The sequence below is a fragment of the Sphingobacterium sp. UBA6645 genome (genome assembly GCF_002455685.1).
GTDB classification, from domain to species: Bacteria; Bacteroidota; Bacteroidia; order Sphingobacteriales; family Sphingobacteriaceae; genus Sphingobacterium; species Sphingobacterium hotanense.
This window is the reverse complement of the sequence record NZ_DKLH01000068.1, coordinates 1-18,241: the sequence shown is the minus strand read 5'-3', so window position 1 is coordinate 18,241 and position 18,241 is coordinate 1. Positions and strand designations below refer to the sequence as shown.

11 protein-coding genes and 1 riboswitch are annotated in these 18,241 nt (G+C 42.8%); of the genes, 8 read left to right on the top strand and 3 right to left on the bottom strand.

The annotated features are described in order from the left end of the window. Positions 1-198 precede the first annotated feature (198 nt). A complete protein-coding gene (locus tag B2400_RS12570; RefSeq protein ID WP_149524713.1) occupies positions 199-1,155 on the bottom strand; it encodes a methylenetetrahydrofolate reductase in 957 nt (318 codons plus the stop codon). Positions 1,156-1,200: 45 nt separating this feature from the next. Then, a riboswitch (SAM riboswitch) is annotated at positions 1,201-1,299 on the bottom strand. Between the two features lie 79 nt (positions 1,300-1,378). Beyond that, positions 1,379-1,906 carry a ribosome maturation factor RimM gene (gene rimM, locus B2400_RS12565; RefSeq protein WP_149524712.1) on the bottom strand — a complete coding sequence of 176 codons (528 nt, stop codon included), beginning with the start codon at positions 1,904-1,906 and terminating at the stop codon, positions 1,379-1,381. Between the two features lie 358 nt (positions 1,907-2,264). Between rimM and B2400_RS12560 the strand changes: the two genes are divergently transcribed. Then, the gene (locus tag B2400_RS12560) at positions 2,265-5,348 is read left to right on the top strand and encodes a SusC/RagA family TonB-linked outer membrane protein (protein ID WP_293933830.1); all 3,084 of its coding nucleotides are present in this window, start codon (positions 2,265-2,267) and stop codon (positions 5,346-5,348) included. An 18-nt stretch (positions 5,349-5,366) separates the two neighbouring features. Then, positions 5,367-7,088 carry a RagB/SusD family nutrient uptake outer membrane protein gene (locus tag B2400_RS12555; RefSeq protein ID WP_293933827.1) on the top strand — a complete coding sequence of 574 codons (1,722 nt, stop codon included), beginning with the start codon at positions 5,367-5,369 and terminating at the stop codon, positions 7,086-7,088. Positions 7,089-7,638: 550 nt separating this feature from the next. Here B2400_RS12555 and B2400_RS12550 read toward each other — a convergent pair. Further along, complete coding sequence (locus B2400_RS12550) at positions 7,639-8,169, bottom strand: 30S ribosomal protein S16 (RefSeq protein ID WP_149524709.1); 531 nt, start codon at positions 8,167-8,169, stop codon at positions 7,639-7,641. A 225-nt stretch (positions 8,170-8,394) separates the two neighbouring features. Here B2400_RS12550 and B2400_RS12545 point away from each other — a divergent pair, with 225 nt between their 5' ends. From B2400_RS12545 to B2400_RS12520, 6 genes are all read left to right on the top strand, one after another. Beyond that, a complete protein-coding gene (locus B2400_RS12545) occupies positions 8,395-11,751 on the top strand; it encodes a UvrD-helicase domain-containing protein (RefSeq protein WP_293933823.1) in 3,357 nt (1,118 codons plus the stop codon). A gap of 9 nt (positions 11,752-11,760) precedes the next feature. Next, entirely contained in the window at positions 11,761-14,649 is a 2,889-nt protein-coding gene (locus B2400_RS12540; RefSeq protein WP_293933820.1) for a PD-(D/E)XK nuclease family protein, read from the top strand. 143 nt (positions 14,650-14,792) lie between these two features. Further along, positions 14,793-15,704 carry a LysR family transcriptional regulator gene (locus tag B2400_RS12535; RefSeq protein ID WP_149524706.1) on the top strand — a complete coding sequence of 304 codons (912 nt, stop codon included), beginning with the start codon at positions 14,793-14,795 and terminating at the stop codon, positions 15,702-15,704. A 60-nt stretch (positions 15,705-15,764) separates the two neighbouring features. Beyond that, a complete protein-coding gene (locus B2400_RS12530; RefSeq protein WP_293933817.1) occupies positions 15,765-16,805 on the top strand; it encodes a c-type cytochrome in 1,041 nt (346 codons plus the stop codon). A gap of 4 nt (positions 16,806-16,809) precedes the next feature. Next, a complete protein-coding gene (locus B2400_RS12525; protein ID WP_149524704.1) occupies positions 16,810-17,283 on the top strand; it encodes a DsrE family protein in 474 nt (157 codons plus the stop codon). Positions 17,284-17,287: 4 nt separating this feature from the next. Continuing rightward, positions 17,288-18,214, top strand: coding sequence for a substrate-binding domain-containing protein (locus tag B2400_RS12520; protein WP_286652204.1), 927 nt, complete (start codon positions 17,288-17,290; stop codon positions 18,212-18,214). Positions 18,215-18,241 lie beyond the last annotated feature (27 nt).

Here is an 18,241-nt window from a genome sequence, read left to right as displayed (position 1 = left end):
ACAGTAATCAATAGCCCCCACACCTACACACACACAGTCAAAGGCAAAAAAACAAACAATCAATGTCCCCCAAAATAAAACCAAAAACAAAAAAACCAAGACTCTCGTCTTGGCTCCTGTATCTTATAACACAAAACCGAAATCTAAAACATCGGCTCCACGCTCTAATATCTATTGTCTAAAATCTAATATCTAATCCTACACTAATTTTTCTACAATCTTCTTCGTCGGTCCCGGATTACTCATTGTATAGAAATGTAATACTGGCGCGCCAAACTCAATCAGTTCTTTACACTGTTGCACTAACCACTCCTCGCCTACCTGGCGCACATCCGCATTAGTCTTACATGCATCCACAGCATCGCTCAATTCCTCAGGGATATCCAAGTGAAAGATTCGAGGAAGCGTAATCAACTGATTCTTCGTTGTCAGGGGTTTCAAACCCGGAATAATCGGAACATGGATACCATGCTCACGACATTTCGTCACAAATTCCTTGTACTTCTCCACGTTGAAGAACATTTGCGTAACAATAAACTCCGCACCCATTTCCACCTTCTTCTTCAACCATTTAAAGTCTGTATTAAAGTTTGGTGCCTCGAAGTGCTTCTCCGGATAGCCCGCCACTCCGATACAGAAGTCGGTCTTTGCCGAGCTCTCGATATCCTCATGGAGATAACGACCATTGTTCATATCAACGACCTGCTCCAGAAGATCCGTCGCATAGGCATGACCACCAACCGTCGGTATAAAGTCCGAATCACCTTTTCTCGCGTCTCCGCGTAGTACCAACACATTATCAATACCCAAAAAGTTAAGATCAATCAAAGCATTCTCGGTCTCCTCTTTCGTAAAACCGCCACAGATCAAATGCGGAACCGCATCCACCTTATACTTACTCATAATCGCAGCACAGATAGCAACAGTGCCCGGACGCTTACGATAGGCGACACGCTCTAATAGACCACTGGAATGCTGTTTATACAGGTAATCCTCGCGATGGTAAGTAACATCAATAAAAGGCGGATTGAACTCCATAAGCTCATCCATGGTCTTGAAAATACTCTGAATTCCCTGTCCTTTTGCCGGTGGCAATAACTCAAATGAATATAGGGTCTTACCCTGTGCGTTCTTAATGTGGTCTACGATTTTCATAAAATTCCTTTAGGCTTAGAGAAAACACAGCGATACCTGAGTTTCAGCTTATCTTTCCCTATCGGGGTAGAATTTAGCACCTTGTCAAGGGACAGGTTGCTAAGGCTTCAGCGGGTCTAGTCCCTCTGCCTTTCTCTATAAGCGAGGGCTAATATCGCTAATAGAAGCAAGAACTCAAAATGAAAACCAGAAAATAAAATGGAAAAATATCGAAAACGCCGTTCTACTGCTCGAAATACATATCGATCAATCCCTCAGGAAGACGAAGTACAACAACCTGTTCCTCAGGATCTATGCCTACAATGAAGTTTTCGTTCAATGGGAACATCACTTCCGTGCCATCCATATCGACCGTAGCGATGAACTGCTGCGGCATCTCTTGCACCTGTGTAATCTCCCCAAGCTCACCTTCTTCCTCTTCAATTGCCATGTAACCTACTAAATCCGTGTAACGGAAATCATCGGGATCTCGCTCAGGCTTCTGATCTAGCGGCAAATACATTTTCTTCTTGATCAAAGGCTGGGCCTTATCAATATGATCGATGTCCTCAAAAGTAGCGTAAGCCGTACTATTGTTGTGCATCTTCAACGTATCAACGAAGTAGGGTACTAACTTCTTATTCACCTCGAGAAACAATACATCAAAATCCAAATCCATATAGTCCTCAAATTCAAAGAATAATTGCACCTCCCCTTTCAAGCCGCGGGTTTTACTGATGTAACCTATATAGAATGTTTGATCGATTGTCATAGCATGAATTTAAATACAAAAGTACAGAAATAATCGGACAATAAAACGCCTAAGGCACGCCGCTGCAATACCGTCCAATTTAACAATTAGGAAAATCAAAAAAACAATGAAAATCAGGCAAAATGACAGGGATATAATTAATTGATACATAGTTGTTGAAGCAACTTAATGATATCAAAAGTATTACTATTTATATTAAAAAGCCATTTACATGTTGTTGCATATGCAATCGTTTGCATAAAAATACGCAAACGTTTGAGTTTAAAAATGATATAGCATTCTATTTACAAAAAGTTAATATTGCCGCAACAATACTAAATTGTGTAGCCAAGATCTACTTTTATTAAACAAGACGCTTATGTGCAAAAAAAGATTATCCAGGGCATTTCTTGCCAGTACGTTTTACCCAATTACATCGGTACTGACATTAGCCCTACTTACCCCAGATGCTGTGTTAGCATCTAACCTAAAAGAATCCAGTTCTATTCATGCCCTTGCTTTTCAAGAAGTAGTTAGTGGTACTATTAAAGGTGCTACAGGACCATTAGCCGCTGTTACCATCAGCGTAAAAGAAGATCCAAAAATCATCTCTTCAACAGATGAAAATGGAGCCTTCTCCATCAATGCTAAAGTGGGCCAAACCTTAATTATCTCCGCTGTAGGCTATGAAAAAGTAGAACGTAAAATCGAATCGAATAACATGAATATCGACTTGGAAGAATCTGTGAATTCTTTAGATGAAGTTGTTGTTGTAGGTTATGGTATTCAACAAAAGAAAGAAAGCTTAACTGGTGCATTACAAAATGTGAGCGGCCAAAAACTAAGAGACGTGACAACTCCATCGGTGGAGAACATGTTGAACGGTAAAGCTGCTGGTGTTTATGTAGCGCCAAGTACGGGTAGACCGGGAACCCGTGGTGCTGTTGTTATCCGCGGACAAGCTTCCGTAAACGGTGTTACTAGCCCACTATGGGTAATCGATGGTGTAATCGTAGGGTACAGCCCAGGCGATTTAAACCCAGATGATATCGCCAATCTAACCGTGCTGAAAGACGCTGCTTCAACTTCGCTCTACGGATCGCAAGGAGCCAATGGTGTGGTAGTCGTGACGACAAAAGCACCTAGATCGCAGAAAATGCAACTTTCCTATTCTACGAAATTAGGTTTCAACCAGTTGACGAATGGAAATATGCAAATGATGAACGGTGCAGAATTATATGATTACTTCTCGTCTTTCCAAAACGCAAGTGACATCAAATTCCCGAGATGGAATGAAGAGTTAAGAAACTCAAACTTCGATTGGTGGGATGTCGCAACTCGCAACGGATTCACCCAAAACCACAACATTTCCCTACAAGGCGGTAATGAAACTTTACAATCTTACCTTTCCCTAGGATATTACAATGAATTAGGAGCAGTCAAAGGTTTTGACTACGACCGCTACAATATCCGTTTGAATACGGTTTACAAGCCATTCGAATGGTTGAGCATCAAACCTTCGATCGTTGCCGCACGTAGAGGTACCGACGATAGACAATATGATACAGGTGCTATGGTGACTAACCTACCTTGGGATAGCCCATATGATGCGGATGGAAGTTTAGTACCACACCGCTACAGCGGATGGGTAAACAATGCAAGCACGAACTACTTATACGACTTGCAATGGAACAAATCTGCAACCACTAACTATGAACTACAAGGTAACTTCGACTTCGATATTCGTTTAACAGATTGGTTGACATTCGCATCGGTAAATAGCTACCGCACGAACTTATATTCTTCTTCAGGATACACAGATCCACGTTCCAATGGAGGTGAAAGTGTGTTAGGCCGTATCACAGAATATCGTTTAGACAATACACGGCGCTATACGAACCAATTATTGCGCTTCAACAAAACGTGGGACAAGCATGCAGTTAATGGTATTGTTGCCTATGAATTCAACGATTTCAACGAAAAGATTATTGATATCTATGGAACAGGCTTCTTACCTGGCTTCGAAGTGTTGGACGTTGTTGCTAAACCAGAGCGTACAAAAGGTTCAATCAACGAATGGGCAACTCAGTCTTATCTTGCCAATGCAAACTACGCATACGACAACCGCTATTTAGCGCAAGCGTCCTTCCGTAGAGATGGTGCTTCCAATTTCGGTACCGACGTAAAATATGGCAATTTCTTCTCGATCAGTGGAGCATGGAATATCCACAACGAAAGCTGGTTCAATGTTGATAAAATCAACAACTTAAAACTTCGCGCAGCATACGGTTCTGTAGGTAATAAGCCAACATCCCTATATCCACAGTACGACCTTTACGCAATCACCTCCCAATCAGGCTACAACGGTACGCCCGGTGCCTTAATTAACCAAATCGGAAACCCGAACCTACAATGGGAGAACACCTATACTGCAGGCGTAGGAGTAGATGCGGGATTCTTCAACAATCGATTACGCCTAACCGCTGATTACTACAACAAAACGACAGACAACGTATTGTTCCAAGTTCCGGTAACAGGCTTAATCGGGGTTACATCGATTTGGAGAAATGTTGGTGAAATGCAAAATAGAGGTTATGAATTGACTATTGGTGGTGATATCATCAAAAAAGGAGACTGGTTATGGAGTATGGACCTCAATTTAGGACATAACAAAAACAAATTGACCGACCTTTACAAAACCTTGCAAAACGGCGAATTGATCTCAAAACCTATTATTGCGGGCGACAACTCCGGCATCGCGGGTTCGGCACAACGCCTATTAGAGATTGGCGCTCCTGTCGACACCTATTACATGATCGAATGGGCTGGCGTAAATCCAGACAACGGTAAACCAATGTGGTACAAAGATGATTTGGACGCTGAAGGAAATGTAATCGGCAAAAGCAAAACAGAAAAATACGCTGAGGGAACATACCGTAAAATGGGCAAAGCAGCAGCAGACTTATTCGGCGGATTCGGAACGTTCGTAGCTTACAAAGACTTCGATTTGACAGCGAACTTCGGTTTCTCTATCGGTGGACAGAAATACAACTATGCACGCCAGGAATTAGATGCTGACGGAGCATATGTTGACAGAAACCAAATGAAATTACAAGATGGTTGGAGCCGTTGGGAAAAACCAGGCGATGTAGCCACTCACCCGGTAGCACGCTACAACAACTCCAACAACGGTAACAAAGCATCATCAAGATACCTGGAAAGCAATGACTTCTTAAGATTAAGATCATTAGCTGTAGGTTATTCATTCAAACTACCTCAATACTATTTAAGCAACGTGAGAGTATTCTTGTCTGGCGAAAACTTATTCACATGGACAGATTACTCGGGTGTAGATCCAGAAGCAACGATCCATCCGGAAACTGGAAAACTGTTGGAAACAGCGCTTCCTGCGGTTTACCCTGCAACACGTAAGTTTATGTTTGGTTTGAATGTTACATTTTAATTGAGGGGATTATATCATATGAAAAAGCTATTATTTATACTATCGGCAACAGCATTGTTCTCCTCTTGCGAGATCGACAGATTGCCAAAAGGATCAATGGATACAGAAGGGGTCGCGGAGAATCCGCAAGCCTTGATTACAGGTGCATACGCACAATTAAAAGCATGGTCTGATCCCATGCACCGCGCTGGTGAATACGCAGGTGATAACATGATGATTCGTGGAGCATCAACAGATGCTTTCTATGAGTTCATCTCCTTCTCCCGCACACCGAATAACTACCGCTTATCAAACTTCTGGGACTACAGCTACAAGGCGATTGCACAAGCGTCGAATGCGATGAAATTCCTAAAAGAAGGCGAGAGCGTAGATGTAGACAACCAGATTGGGGAATGTTACTACATCCGCGGCTTAATGTACTTTTACTTGGTGCGTGCATACGGCCGCCCATACTACCAAAGCCCGGAAACTAACCTTGGTGTGCCAATTGTAAACGGAACACCGGAGAACCCACTTGGCGACCTGAACTTCCCAGACCGCGCAACGGTGAAAGAAACATACGATCAGATTATCGCCGACTTAACGAAAGCTGAATCATTGCTGACGCTAAGTAAAGGTAATATCTACGCTACCAAAGAAGCAGCGCAAGCCATGCTTTCACGTGTTTACTTATACATGAGCGGAACTTATGAAGCGCCAAATGCGCAGTACGCGAAACTTTCAGCAGAATATGCGGATAAAGTGATCAACTCAGGCAAATTCAACCTGTTAGGTCGCGCGGAATTCATGCGCTATAATACTTTTACTCCAGAGAACAACAAAGAAACAATCTTTGCCGTAAAACGCTTAGCATCTGAATTCTCGGGCAGCGATCATTACTATGGTGTTGGTGGTATGTATGCAAACATTGGTGGTCAAGGTTGGGGAGAAATGTACGCAAGTGCAAAATACATCGATCTATTGAACGAAACCGGCAGAAATGACTGGAGACCCGATAGCTACAAGATCGTTGATGCGCGTGCTGCTTTTATCGAACCTACCTACGATGACAACGGCGGTAAGTACACCGAAGTTTTCCGCTACATCAAACAAGATAGCGAGACTTCTAAAAACTACATGCAAGACACCATCATTCGCAGTGGAAATACATTGATCGCGAAGGAAGTAACAACGGTAGACAAAAAACCTGTTGTGGACCGTTACACGCTGACGCCTGTAAATGCCTCACAAGGAATCTATTCGATCAAGCATAAAGACGGAAGAACCTATACCGGTGTTTTAGACTATTACATTTCCTTGAACCGTGCTTACCCACAGTTCTACATTGTAAAAGCATCGCGCGAAGGCGAGAACTCGCACCTGCACTCACCAGTAATCAGCAGATTAGGTGAAATTTACTTAAACCGGGCAGAAGCCAATGCAAAACTCGGTAAATATGCTGAAGCATTAGCAGACTTAAACAAAATCCGTACGCGTTCTATTGAAAACGGCGCCTATACAAGTCTATCAGCAGCCGACGCAAGCGAAAAAATCGATAAAGAACGTCAGTTAGAATTAGCCTTCCAAGCAGAACGCAGCTATGATGTATTTCGCAACGGAAAATCCCTCACACGCGACTACCCAGGACCACATGAGCAAAAAACAGTAATCCCTGCTACCGATTACCGTGTAATCTATTACATCCCACAATCGGCAATCAACTCTTATCCTGGGCAATTGACACAAAATCCAACACAGTAGGCTTAGATGTTAGATGTTAGACATTAGACAATTAGACCTTTGATAGATAGTAAAAATGCCAACCGAAAGGTTGGCATTTTTACTTTTGACTAGCTGGCTTTCTTTCCGCCGCATTGGGACTAGAAGCAGACTCACTTTATCTATTGCCTTTTCAGACCCCAATCAAAGCCCATTCAGAGCGGCTCTGATTGGGGTAAGTATTGGATCAATGTCGAAGCTAGTATTTAGTAGTTAGTATTTAGACCAATGCCGGGAGTAGATTTTAAATATAAGATATTAGACAGTAGTGTCGAGGGATTTTTTCTCAACTAGGAAAGGAAGGATAAAAAGATTAACAGGATCTTGCCAATCCTAGTATCCTCCCTTTCTTGGTTCAAAACAAAATTCCTCTTCCTCTCTAAACCCACGGGTATAACAAATCTTCTTTACTGATTCAGAAAAAATCCCTAACCCGCCCTACTCTAATGTCTAATATCTTATGTCTAATATCTAAAAAAGGCCAGTCTGCATAGCAGACCGGCCTTTTTTCAATAAAAGATTTTCGAAAGGATTATCCTTCTGTTTCTTCTGTGTTTTCTTCAGCAGCTTCTTCGGCAGCTTCTTCTGCAGCAGCTTCTTCAACTGGAGCATTTTTAGCAGCGATAGCAGCAGCTTTTTCTTCTTTTTTCTTAGCTTCAGCAGCTAGAGCAGCTTTTTTAGCTTCTCCTTTAGATTGTGCTAAGCCAGATTTTTTACCTTCGATTTTCGCATCATTTCCTTCAGTCCAAGCAGCGAATAATTCTTCTGCTTTAGCCTCATCGAAAGCACCTTTTTTCACACCACCTTGTAAGTGTTTTTTGTAAAGAACACCTTTGTAAGAAAGGATAGCGCGAGCTGTGTCAGTAGGTTGTGCACCATTGTTCACCCATGTTAATGCTCTATCGAAATCTAAGATGATAGTTGCTGGGTTAGTGTTCGGGTTATAAGAACCGATACGCTCAATGAATTTACCATCACGTGGAGCACGTGCATCTGCTACTACTACATGGTAAAAAGGTTTTCCTTTTTTACCGTGTCTTTGCAATCTGATTTTAGTTGCCATGTTTTAATTTATTTTATGTATTCAACATATCCCCCGTTGCTACATGCAGGAGGGGACGCAAAGATACAAAAATTATAATTACTAAAAAGCTAAATATCAAAAGATTGTTAACGCAGAAACACCGAAGATCGGCGTACCTCAAACTGCATCTCCCTATTTCGGATTAAATTTGAGGATTAAGCCGATATTAGCGATATTCAACCTCATAAATCCGCGTTCATTGCTATGTCAGGAAAAGCACCTCTAAAGATCGTCAAGGCATCTGCCGGGTCTGGAAAAACATTCAGTCTTACAGTACATTACCTCAGTCTATTGCTCGCCAAGGAAAGCAACTACCGGGAGATACTCGCCGTTACATTTACCAATAAAGCAACGGCGGAGATGAAAGAACGTATTCTATCCGTACTGCATGGTCTTGCAATCGCTGATCCGCATAGGAATATTGAAAGCTATAGAAAACTTCTATTAGAGCAATATCCCGAATGGGATGCCAACACTTTGCAGGAGAAAGCTTATCGCGTTTATCGCCGCATACTGCACGATTATAGCCATTTCTCGGTCAGCACCATCGATGGTTTCTCCCAAAAGGTAATCCGTAGCTTCACCTATGAGCTCAACCTTGATGCAGCGTATGCCATCGAAATGAATACCAATAAGGTGAAAAAGGATCTGACCATTATGCTGAATCAGCTTTTGGATGAGAAACCTGAACTATTAGAATGGATTATCGCGTACGCGGAGCAAAAGATAGCGAATAATGAAAACTGGAACTACCGACAGCAACTTATGGCATTGGCAGGTCTTATTTTTTCAGAAAACTTCCAGGAATTTGACTCCTACTTGCTCACTGCCGACACCAATCAGGTTTTCAATTTACTGCAGAAAGAAATAGCCGAGAAGTCTAAAGCCTTCCTTGCCACCTTTTCTCATGCAATCGAGGCCTTCAAGGAAACATTCCGCTCCTTGGGCGTAGACGAGTCGGAAATGAAAAACAAGTCTCGCAACAAGCTCATTTCCGCAAGTAAAGTCGATAGCAACCTGCACAAAATCAATGAAACAGATCTGCAAAAGATATTCGATAAGTTCCTGATCCTCCAGGATAATGATGACGCTTTTACCGATCAGAATAAAGAAGTTAGATACGACCTACAAATCGGCATTCAACCTGCGCTGCAGACGATCTTCGAGATACACAAACTATTTCCAAGCTATATCGCTTATAAAGCGGTCGAAGCTAACCTCTACTTCCTGCGTTTGTTGAAAGAGATGAGCGACCTCTTGAGTTTATGGCGCAAAGAGAATGCATCGCAACTGATTTCGGACTCGCAGATTCTACTGAACAAATTAGGATTAGATGAAAACAACGATCCTACTTTTATATGGGAGAAAATAGGGAACCGATACAATTATTTCCTGTTTGATGAGTTTCAGGATACGTCTAGAATTCAATGGAAAAACTATAGCCCACTCCTACTCAATGCGCTCGCCAATTCGCAAGGAAAAATGAGCGAGCATCTTATTGTGGGCGATGTGAAGCAAAGTATTTATCGCTGGCGAAACGGCGATTGGCGAATCTTGCTACAACAAGTCGAGCAGCAAGTTTCCGACTCGTTCCACCTGAACGAACAATCGAGACCACAATTTATCGATCAGGGTGCGCTGTTGACCAATTACCGCAGCCTTCCGAATATCATTAAGTTGAACAATTACCTCTTCAGCAGTATTCCTCAATTGATGCAAAATGTATTGAATGAGCAGGTAATTGAATCGTTGAATAAGGAAGGTAAGGAATGGTGGACTGCCACAGGGAATGACCAGATGCTGATCAAAGCTTACGAAGGCAGCAATCAGGAACTACCGGAGCAACTGCAGGCAGATGCTGCGAACCAAGGCTCTATTGAGATAACATTTCTTCCGGTAGAGAATGGAGCGCGCAGGCGCAATCAGGTCGAGGAAGCATCTATCGATGCCCTCTGCGAAAAAGTTGCCGAATGGATCAGCAGCGGACGCTATCAGCCGTCGCAGATTGGTATCCTCGTTCGTAGTAATGCGCAGGCCAGACTACTTATTCAACAATTGATGGATTACAAAAACACCCATCAGTTGAACTATGAGGTGATCTCTGGTGATGCGCTTACTTTGGTTTCGAATCATGCGATCCAGTTATTGGTAGAAACATTCAAAGCGCTGGTCTACCAGTCAGACAAGCATGTTATTCAACATGCCAACATGGCCTACCTCTATCAACTAAGCAAAGGAAACTCTGCATTTGACCAATCCTATTGGTTAAAATTCAGAGACAATAATATTCAGGAACTTCAGGGTTTAGTGCCTGATGAACTGATTGCGCAATGGGATGCTCTACAGAAAATGCCATTGATACATCTGTCGGAGAAACTGATCGAGATCTATGGATTAACTGATGAAGGCAGCATTCACCTGCCCTATTTACTGGCATTTAAAGATATCATCACCGCCTTCTCCGCTATGGGCGAGCGCGGTTTGATACAATTCCTGGAATATTGGCTGGAAGATGGCGAAAAAGCAGTGCTTCCAAGCAACGGAAAGATTGATGCCATTGAGGTTACCACCATCCACAAATCTAAAGGTCTCGCTTATGATGTCGTTATGCTTCCTTTCTGTTCTTGGAGCTTAGACGGGATGTCGCGAGGCGATTTTTGGATCAATGTGGAGAACAGTCCTTTCGCAGCCTTAGGAAAGATTCCTATAAAGTACAGTAAATCACTCGGCAACTCGATATTCTATCAGCAGTATTTCGAAGAGATGCTCTTCAATTACATGGATGCGTTAAACACTTTCTATGTCGCGAACACCCGTGCGAAACAGCACTTATACATTTCGGCGCCTCAGTTTAAACAGAATGTTGACAAGAAGACTGGTGAAATTAAAGGTTTTGAGCCGAGCAACGAGTATATTTCTGATTTACTGATACAAGCCCTCTCAGCAGATAACGCGGTATTCAAGTTGGAAAACAATCAGCTCAATATACAGCATATCATCAGCAAATCGGATGAAGCTTTGAAAGCCGAAGGCAATTATATCGCGCTCCAACATTATCCGATATCCAATGTATTGGAAAAGGAATGGGAACACGCGAGCACTAGAAGCATCAATAATATCCTGATGATGGAGAAAGCGGCGCAATATGGGGTACTGGCCCATGAAATCGTATCGGAGGCATCGCAGGAAAAAGATATTGATCTACTGATCGATAAATATATTCAGGAGGGGATTCTCCCTATGGAAGACCGCGAGGCACTGTTGCAGGAGATCCACGAAATATGGCATCACCCGCAAATCAATAGCTGGTTGAATGGTGATTTTAAGATTTGGAACGAAGCAAGCATCATTACAGCCGATGGGGAGACCATTCGCCCCGACAAGGTATTTACCAGCCCCAACAGTACGATAGTGCTAGATTTCAAATTCACGCAGGGAGATTATGTAGGCCACAAGGCGCAGGTTGATAAATACATGAAGGCCATCCGAAATGTAGGTTATGAAAATGTAAAAGGCTATCTGTATTATGCCAAATCAAAAGAATTAGTAGAAGTTATTTAAGCAATCCCTATGAACAAAGCATTTCTACGCCTAGTAGCAGAAGATATTCAACAACGATATGGCAAAGATATCTCTGATATTGCCGTCGTTTTCAATAATAAAAGACCGATTACCTATTTGAAAAAGCATCTGGTCGATGTTTATCAGCAGGCAATCTGGTCGCCACAATTCTTTACCATCCAAGAGTTCTTTAGCTTGTCGACGACGAAGGTACAGGCATCGCCTATCAGTCAGTTCTTCTATTTATACGAGCTTCACAATGAGCTGCTCGCCAAGGAAGGCGTCGAACCGGAGACCCTAGAAGAGTTTTATCCCATCGCGGAGATTATCCTCAGCGACTTCAGTCAGCTTGATTACGACCTGGTGGATATTGCCCATATCTTTATGGAGCTTTCCGACACGACGGAAATTGAGCTTGCCTTCCAGCATTTCACGCCCGAGCAGCAGGCTTTTATTCGACAATTCTGGCAGTCGTTCAGTATTCAAGGACACACAGGGGTACAGAAAAGATTCCTTCGCTTATGGCGCAGACTACCTAAATTATACAAAGCATTTAAAGAGCGTTTGCAAGCTGAAGGTCAGACGAATTTCCCAACCATATACCGCGATTTGGCGGAGGGTAAGGCAGAGAATGAGATCTTTGTCGACCAGTTTAAACAAGTACTCTTCGTGGGTTTCAATGCCCTCAACAGAGCCGAAGCTAAACTATTCAGAGAATGGCAGGAACAGGGCAAGGCGCTTTTCTATTTCGATGCGGACAGCCATTACCTGGATGATAAACTACAGGAAGCAGGTCTGTTTATCCGACGCAACATTTTCCAAACGGGATTATTGAATGCTTTAGGCGATGTTCCAAACGTTATCGGGAACCGAGCAGATGATGTACATGTGTATCAGAGCTTAGGAAAGATCAGCGAAACGAAATTGCTATACGACTTGTTGAGCGAAAATCAGGATCAGAGCAAGTCATCGGCTATTCTACTTGCCGATGAAAGCATGCTCGTTCCGCTCTTGCAGAGTTTACCTTATACGGATGTGAATATCACGACCGGATATCCGCTAATTCAATCGCCAATCTATGGTTTGTTGGATCTTTGGATGAATGTGCAGGTGTTGATATCCCAGCAACATAAAGAAAAAATTCCTTATCAGCTGTTGGAGACCTACTTAACCAATCCGATGAGTAAGGTGTCGAAGCAACAGAAGCAACAGATACAGACTGAGTCGGCAGATAAGCAATTGTTTGAAGTGGAGGTCAAGGAAATCGATATCAGCCAATCGGTACTGCCGCATTTCTTCCGCAAATTACAGTCTGCCGAGCAGACTATATCGACCTTAAGCGCAATGATCGACAGTTTATTGCTTTCGCTGGCAGACAACGACCGTATCCGGCAGATTGAGTCTAACCTGCTGATGGAGACGAAGAAGGTGCTGAATCAGCTCCAACTGGGATTCTCCAATCTGGGAAAACTGAGCATTGGATTCCAAATCGGATTGATCAGAAAGGCCCTCGGACCGATTAGCTCGGCTATTGAGGGTAACCCACTTAAAGGTTTGCAGATCATGGGGCTGTTAGAGAGTCGCTGTCTGAACTTCGATCAGGTGTATATCCTGGGTGCCAATGAAGGCATTTTGCCGAAGACATCGAATTCGCCAACTTTCCTGCCCAACAACTTGCGAAAAGCATACGGGCTTCCTGTCTTAGAAAACCAAGACGCCCTATCGGCTTATTTATTCTATCGCCATTTTCAATACAGTAGCGATATTCATCTATTCTACAATGCGGTAGTCAGTGAAAGCAGCTCGGGCGAGGAAAGTCGCTTCATCAAACAATTAGAGTTTGAAACCAAGTTCAACTTCGTAAAACATACGCAACAACAACCGCTGACTTTTCCAACGCAGCCGCAGGAATTGGTTATCGAGAAAACAGGCGAGGTTTGGAATAAACTATACGGCAGCTATATCAAGCATGGGAAGCGAATTTCCGCTTCTGCATTCACTAGCTACCTGCAATCGCCCCTGCAATTCTTCTTGAAATATGTCGCCGACATCAAGGAACCACCTTCCATAAGTCAGGAATTCGAGATGAATAAACTCGGAACGGTCATCCATGAGAGTATGGAAGAACTATTGGCTCCGCTAAAAGCAGTCGATGATTTTGTTGCAACCGAAAGCTTGAAAGCGAAACTGGAAATAGCAGATCAAGTGGTCTTGAAGCAGATTGGTAATGAATACCTCACAAGCTTCAATACGGTCAATGAACTCAATAGCTTGCAGCGTATCATGCACAAGATTGCTACGGAGTATGTGAAAATGTACTTGCAATATGATATCGACCAGTATCAGGCGATCCGTATTGTCGAGCTAGAAAATAGTGATGATTATATCCTAGACTTCCCTATTGAAATCAACGGCAGCATTGAAACCGTAACTTTATATGGTATTATCGACCGCGTTGATGAAGTGCTCACAAAAGACGGGCAAACAAAGCTTCGTATCGTCGATTACAAAACAGGTGCGGATAGCGTAACATTCCGCAACCTAGATGTAGTATTTGCGGCAAACACGGAAAATAAGGCGCTGGTTCAAACGCTATTCTATGCCTATGTATATGAGCAAGTAACGGGCCTTCGTAATCTCGAGCCTCACCTATACGTCGCAAGAAGGATGCGTGAAGACGGCACGGTCTTTAAGAACAATAATGGTAGCTTTGTGCTTAGCCATCAAACCCTCGCTGAGCAAAAGGAGGTTTTTGTGGCATTTCTGAAAAGTACGTTAGAAGAGCTTTTTGATCAGCAAGTACCGTTCAAACATAATCCCGACGCAGCAGTTTATCCCTCAGATCCCTTTACCTTGTTTTATAAGTACAGCGTGAAGGAAAGCGCGGTGGAAGATTGAAGTAGTTAGTAGTTAATATTTAGACCTATGGCGGGATTAGATTTTAGAAATTAGAGTATTATTTAGACCGATCGAGTCTATTTTAATCCTTCTCTGAAATCTATCTATTTCTTCAATATTCAAAAGTTCAATAACATAATCTGATGTTAGAAGTTAATTTTAGAATCAAAGTATTTTACCATGCAGCGAAGAGTTTAAGCTTTACGAAGACTTCGCGTGAGCTTTTCATCAGTCAACCTGCTGTTTCCAAACATATTCAGGAGCTGGAAAGCCTGGTAGGGCATGCGCTGTTTCTAAGGAATGGAAACCGTCTACAGCTTACCGAAGCTGGTAAAACATTAATGGAGGCTGCAAGTACGATCAGTAAGCAATACGAATTGCTAGATTATAGGCTTGGGCTTTTAAATGATAAACTAAAGGGTAATCTCGTGATTGGCGCTAGCACTACCCTGTCGCAGTATATTCTTCCGCAACTCATCGCTAAATTCACGGAGGAAAACCCATTAGTCAATATCAAGTTGTATAATGGCAATACTGCGCATGTAACAAAGTGGTTATTCGAACAGAAGATTGCGCTTGGATTTGTTGAGGGTTTGGCCGAGGACAAGTCTTTAAAATACACTAAAATATTAGACGATCAACTGATCTTTATTGCTCGCAGCAAGCATCCGATCTTTCAACAACAGGAGCTTTCTATAGATGATTTCAGCAAGCAGGAGTTTGTTTTTAGAGAACCGGGCTCGGGAACAAATGATATCGTATTCCAACGGTTTAAAGAGATAGGGATTGATGCAAAACATCTGATCAATCGCGTTGAAATGTCTAGCTCCGAGTCAATTAAAAAATACATCCAATACAAAGATAGTATTGGGATTCTCTCAAAATTTGCCGTCAAAGAAGAGATCGAAAGCGGCAAATTAGCAGAGATAATGAATGATAAATGGGCTATTGCGCGCAACTTATATCTCGTTCATCTGCATGGGGAAGTTTCGGATCTTCCAAAGCAATTCCTGCGATTCCTGAATAGAGAATTGAAAAACTTCCATAACAAATAGTTATAAGGTATAACAGAATACCGTTTTAACGCTTATGGAAAGTAGGCTAAGTTTGCTTCCATGGCAAATCACTCTAACCAACCGGTAAACTTACTTCGCGAGATCAATAAGCTCAGCAGAATAACGAAAGCGATGTCTATCCTTTTTGTCTTGCTAGTGATCCTTATTTTCTTGCTTCCTTTTATCCCATTTCAACAGCAGCATGCATCTGCCGCAGTGGAGCAACCTTCGAAAGAAGCGGATGGCCAGCTGTTGAACAGCGTGGAAGATTTCAAGCTCAGCCCCTATCCCGATACAGAGGATGGAAAAATGGCCGCCTACGGCGAACAACTTATTCGTGAAACGTATAAGTATTTAGGTCCTGAAAATCCTAAAGTTGCGGCCTTTACTGGGAATCGCCTTGCCTGCGCTTCCTGCCACCTGGAAGCCGGCACAAAAGCCTATGCCGCGCCTTACGTTGGTCTTAGCGCCTTATTCCCCGTTTATAGTGGGCGCGACGGCAAGGTTGGCACCTTGGAAGACCGCATTAACGGCTGCTTCGAGCGGAGTATGAACGGAAAGAAGCTACCCATTGACAGCAGGGAAATGCTGGCCATGGTCAGTTATATCAAACACTTAAGTGCTGATGTACTGATCGGGAAACGGATTAAAGGGCAAGGTTTTGTAGACTTAAAAGTACCAGACCGCAAAGCTGACCTCAACCATGGACAACTCGTTTTCCAGAAACAATGCGTCTCTTGTCATCAAGCAGATGGACAAGGATTGCCTAAAGTGGCAAACAATCCGAAGGATGGCTATGTTTATCCACCATTATGGGGAGAGGATTCTTTCAACGATGGAGCAGGTATGGCGCGGGTTATCACAGCGGCAAAGTTTATCAAAGGCAACATGCCTTTAGGTGTTGATCCCTTAGAGCCTGTTTTAAGCGATGAGGAAGCTTTTGATGTTGCGGCCTATATAAACTCCTTCGACCGTCCTCAAAAGTCCAACAAGGAGCTGGATTACCCTGTGTTAAGCCAGAAACCTAGAGATGCCGCATATCCGCCATATGCGGATAATATTACACAAGAACAACATAAATACGGACCTTTTAATTTTTAAGCATATGAAAAAATTTATTGTACTAGGCTGCTCACTTTTATTGGGGATGAGCCTGTACGCCCAAGACAACAAGAATATGGAAACAAAACTGAAAGAAAACGCGGAATATCAAGGCGCTGAAGCGCATAAGAAACACTATCAAGTGATCTATCAGCTGGATAGCAATAACCCGGATATTATTAAAAAAGCGATCAGAAACATCAACAACTTACTCAACGATCCTCGTCTAAAGGGTAAAGTTGAAGTTGAGTTGATTACCTTTTCTGGTGGTACTGAAGCACTTTTGAAAACATCCGCATTCGAAACGCAGATCAAAGACCTGATCAATAAAGGCGTACGGGTAGCGCAGTGTAGCAATTCGCTACAGGAGCGCAACTTGACCAAAGAACAGATGTTTGACTTTATTGGCTATGTGCCTAGTGGGAATGGTGAACTTGTTATTCGCGGATCAGAAGGTTGGACCATCGTAAAACCTTAAGTTCATGAATACATCCGCATTAAAGAAATCTATTGTCGCACTACTTAGTGTTTTCATCATGCAACAAAACAGCAACGCCCAAGAGCATAGATATGATCCGCCATGGAATCCATCCCCGGAGTCTGCCGTCAATTTCACCATCCCCGGAATAGACAATGTACCGGATCTATATGGCGATATCGTCGACCCGCAATTGGTGGTTTTCTTCGCCGGCAACCAGTTTATGTGCATCCCGGAGTTGATCACCGCCTTTAAGAAGCAACATCCGGAATACGAGCGTATTTTCGTAGAAACCCTACCTCCGGGTATTCTTGCGAAACAGATTGAAGGAGGTTCCATTACGATTGGAAACCTTCGCATTACACATAAACCCGATGTGTATGCCGCCGGCACCAATAGAATTCAGGGCATGAAAGAGCATTTCAACAAAATAGATACTTACGCTTTCAATAAGTTGACTATTATGGTCCCTGCAGGAAACCCTTCGAAAGTAACGGGTATTAAAGATTTAGCAAAACCTACGCTACGCGTCGCAATGCCTAATCCGGCCTGGGAAGGTGTGGGAAATCAAATTGTATCTGTTTACAACAAGATCGGCGGTAAACAACTGGAAAAGCAGATCATGGAAACGAAGGTAAAAGATGGAACTACCTATCTCACGAAGATTCACCATCGCGAGAGTCCCATGCGGATATTGTATCAACAAGCCGATGCAGCTCCTGTATGGCATTCTGAAGTTGTATTTCAGAAACTGCTTAAGCACCCTGTTGATGAAGTCGCGATTCCAAATGCTGATAACGTAAAGGCCAAGTATCAGATTGCTAGCTTAAAGAATGCCCCAAGGGCAAAAGCCGCAGCAGACTTTCTAGGTTTTATGCAGACCAAAGAAGCGAGAGAAATTTACAAGAAATATGGTTTCGAAACACCATAAACAAATAAAGAAGGTGTCTAAAAAGGC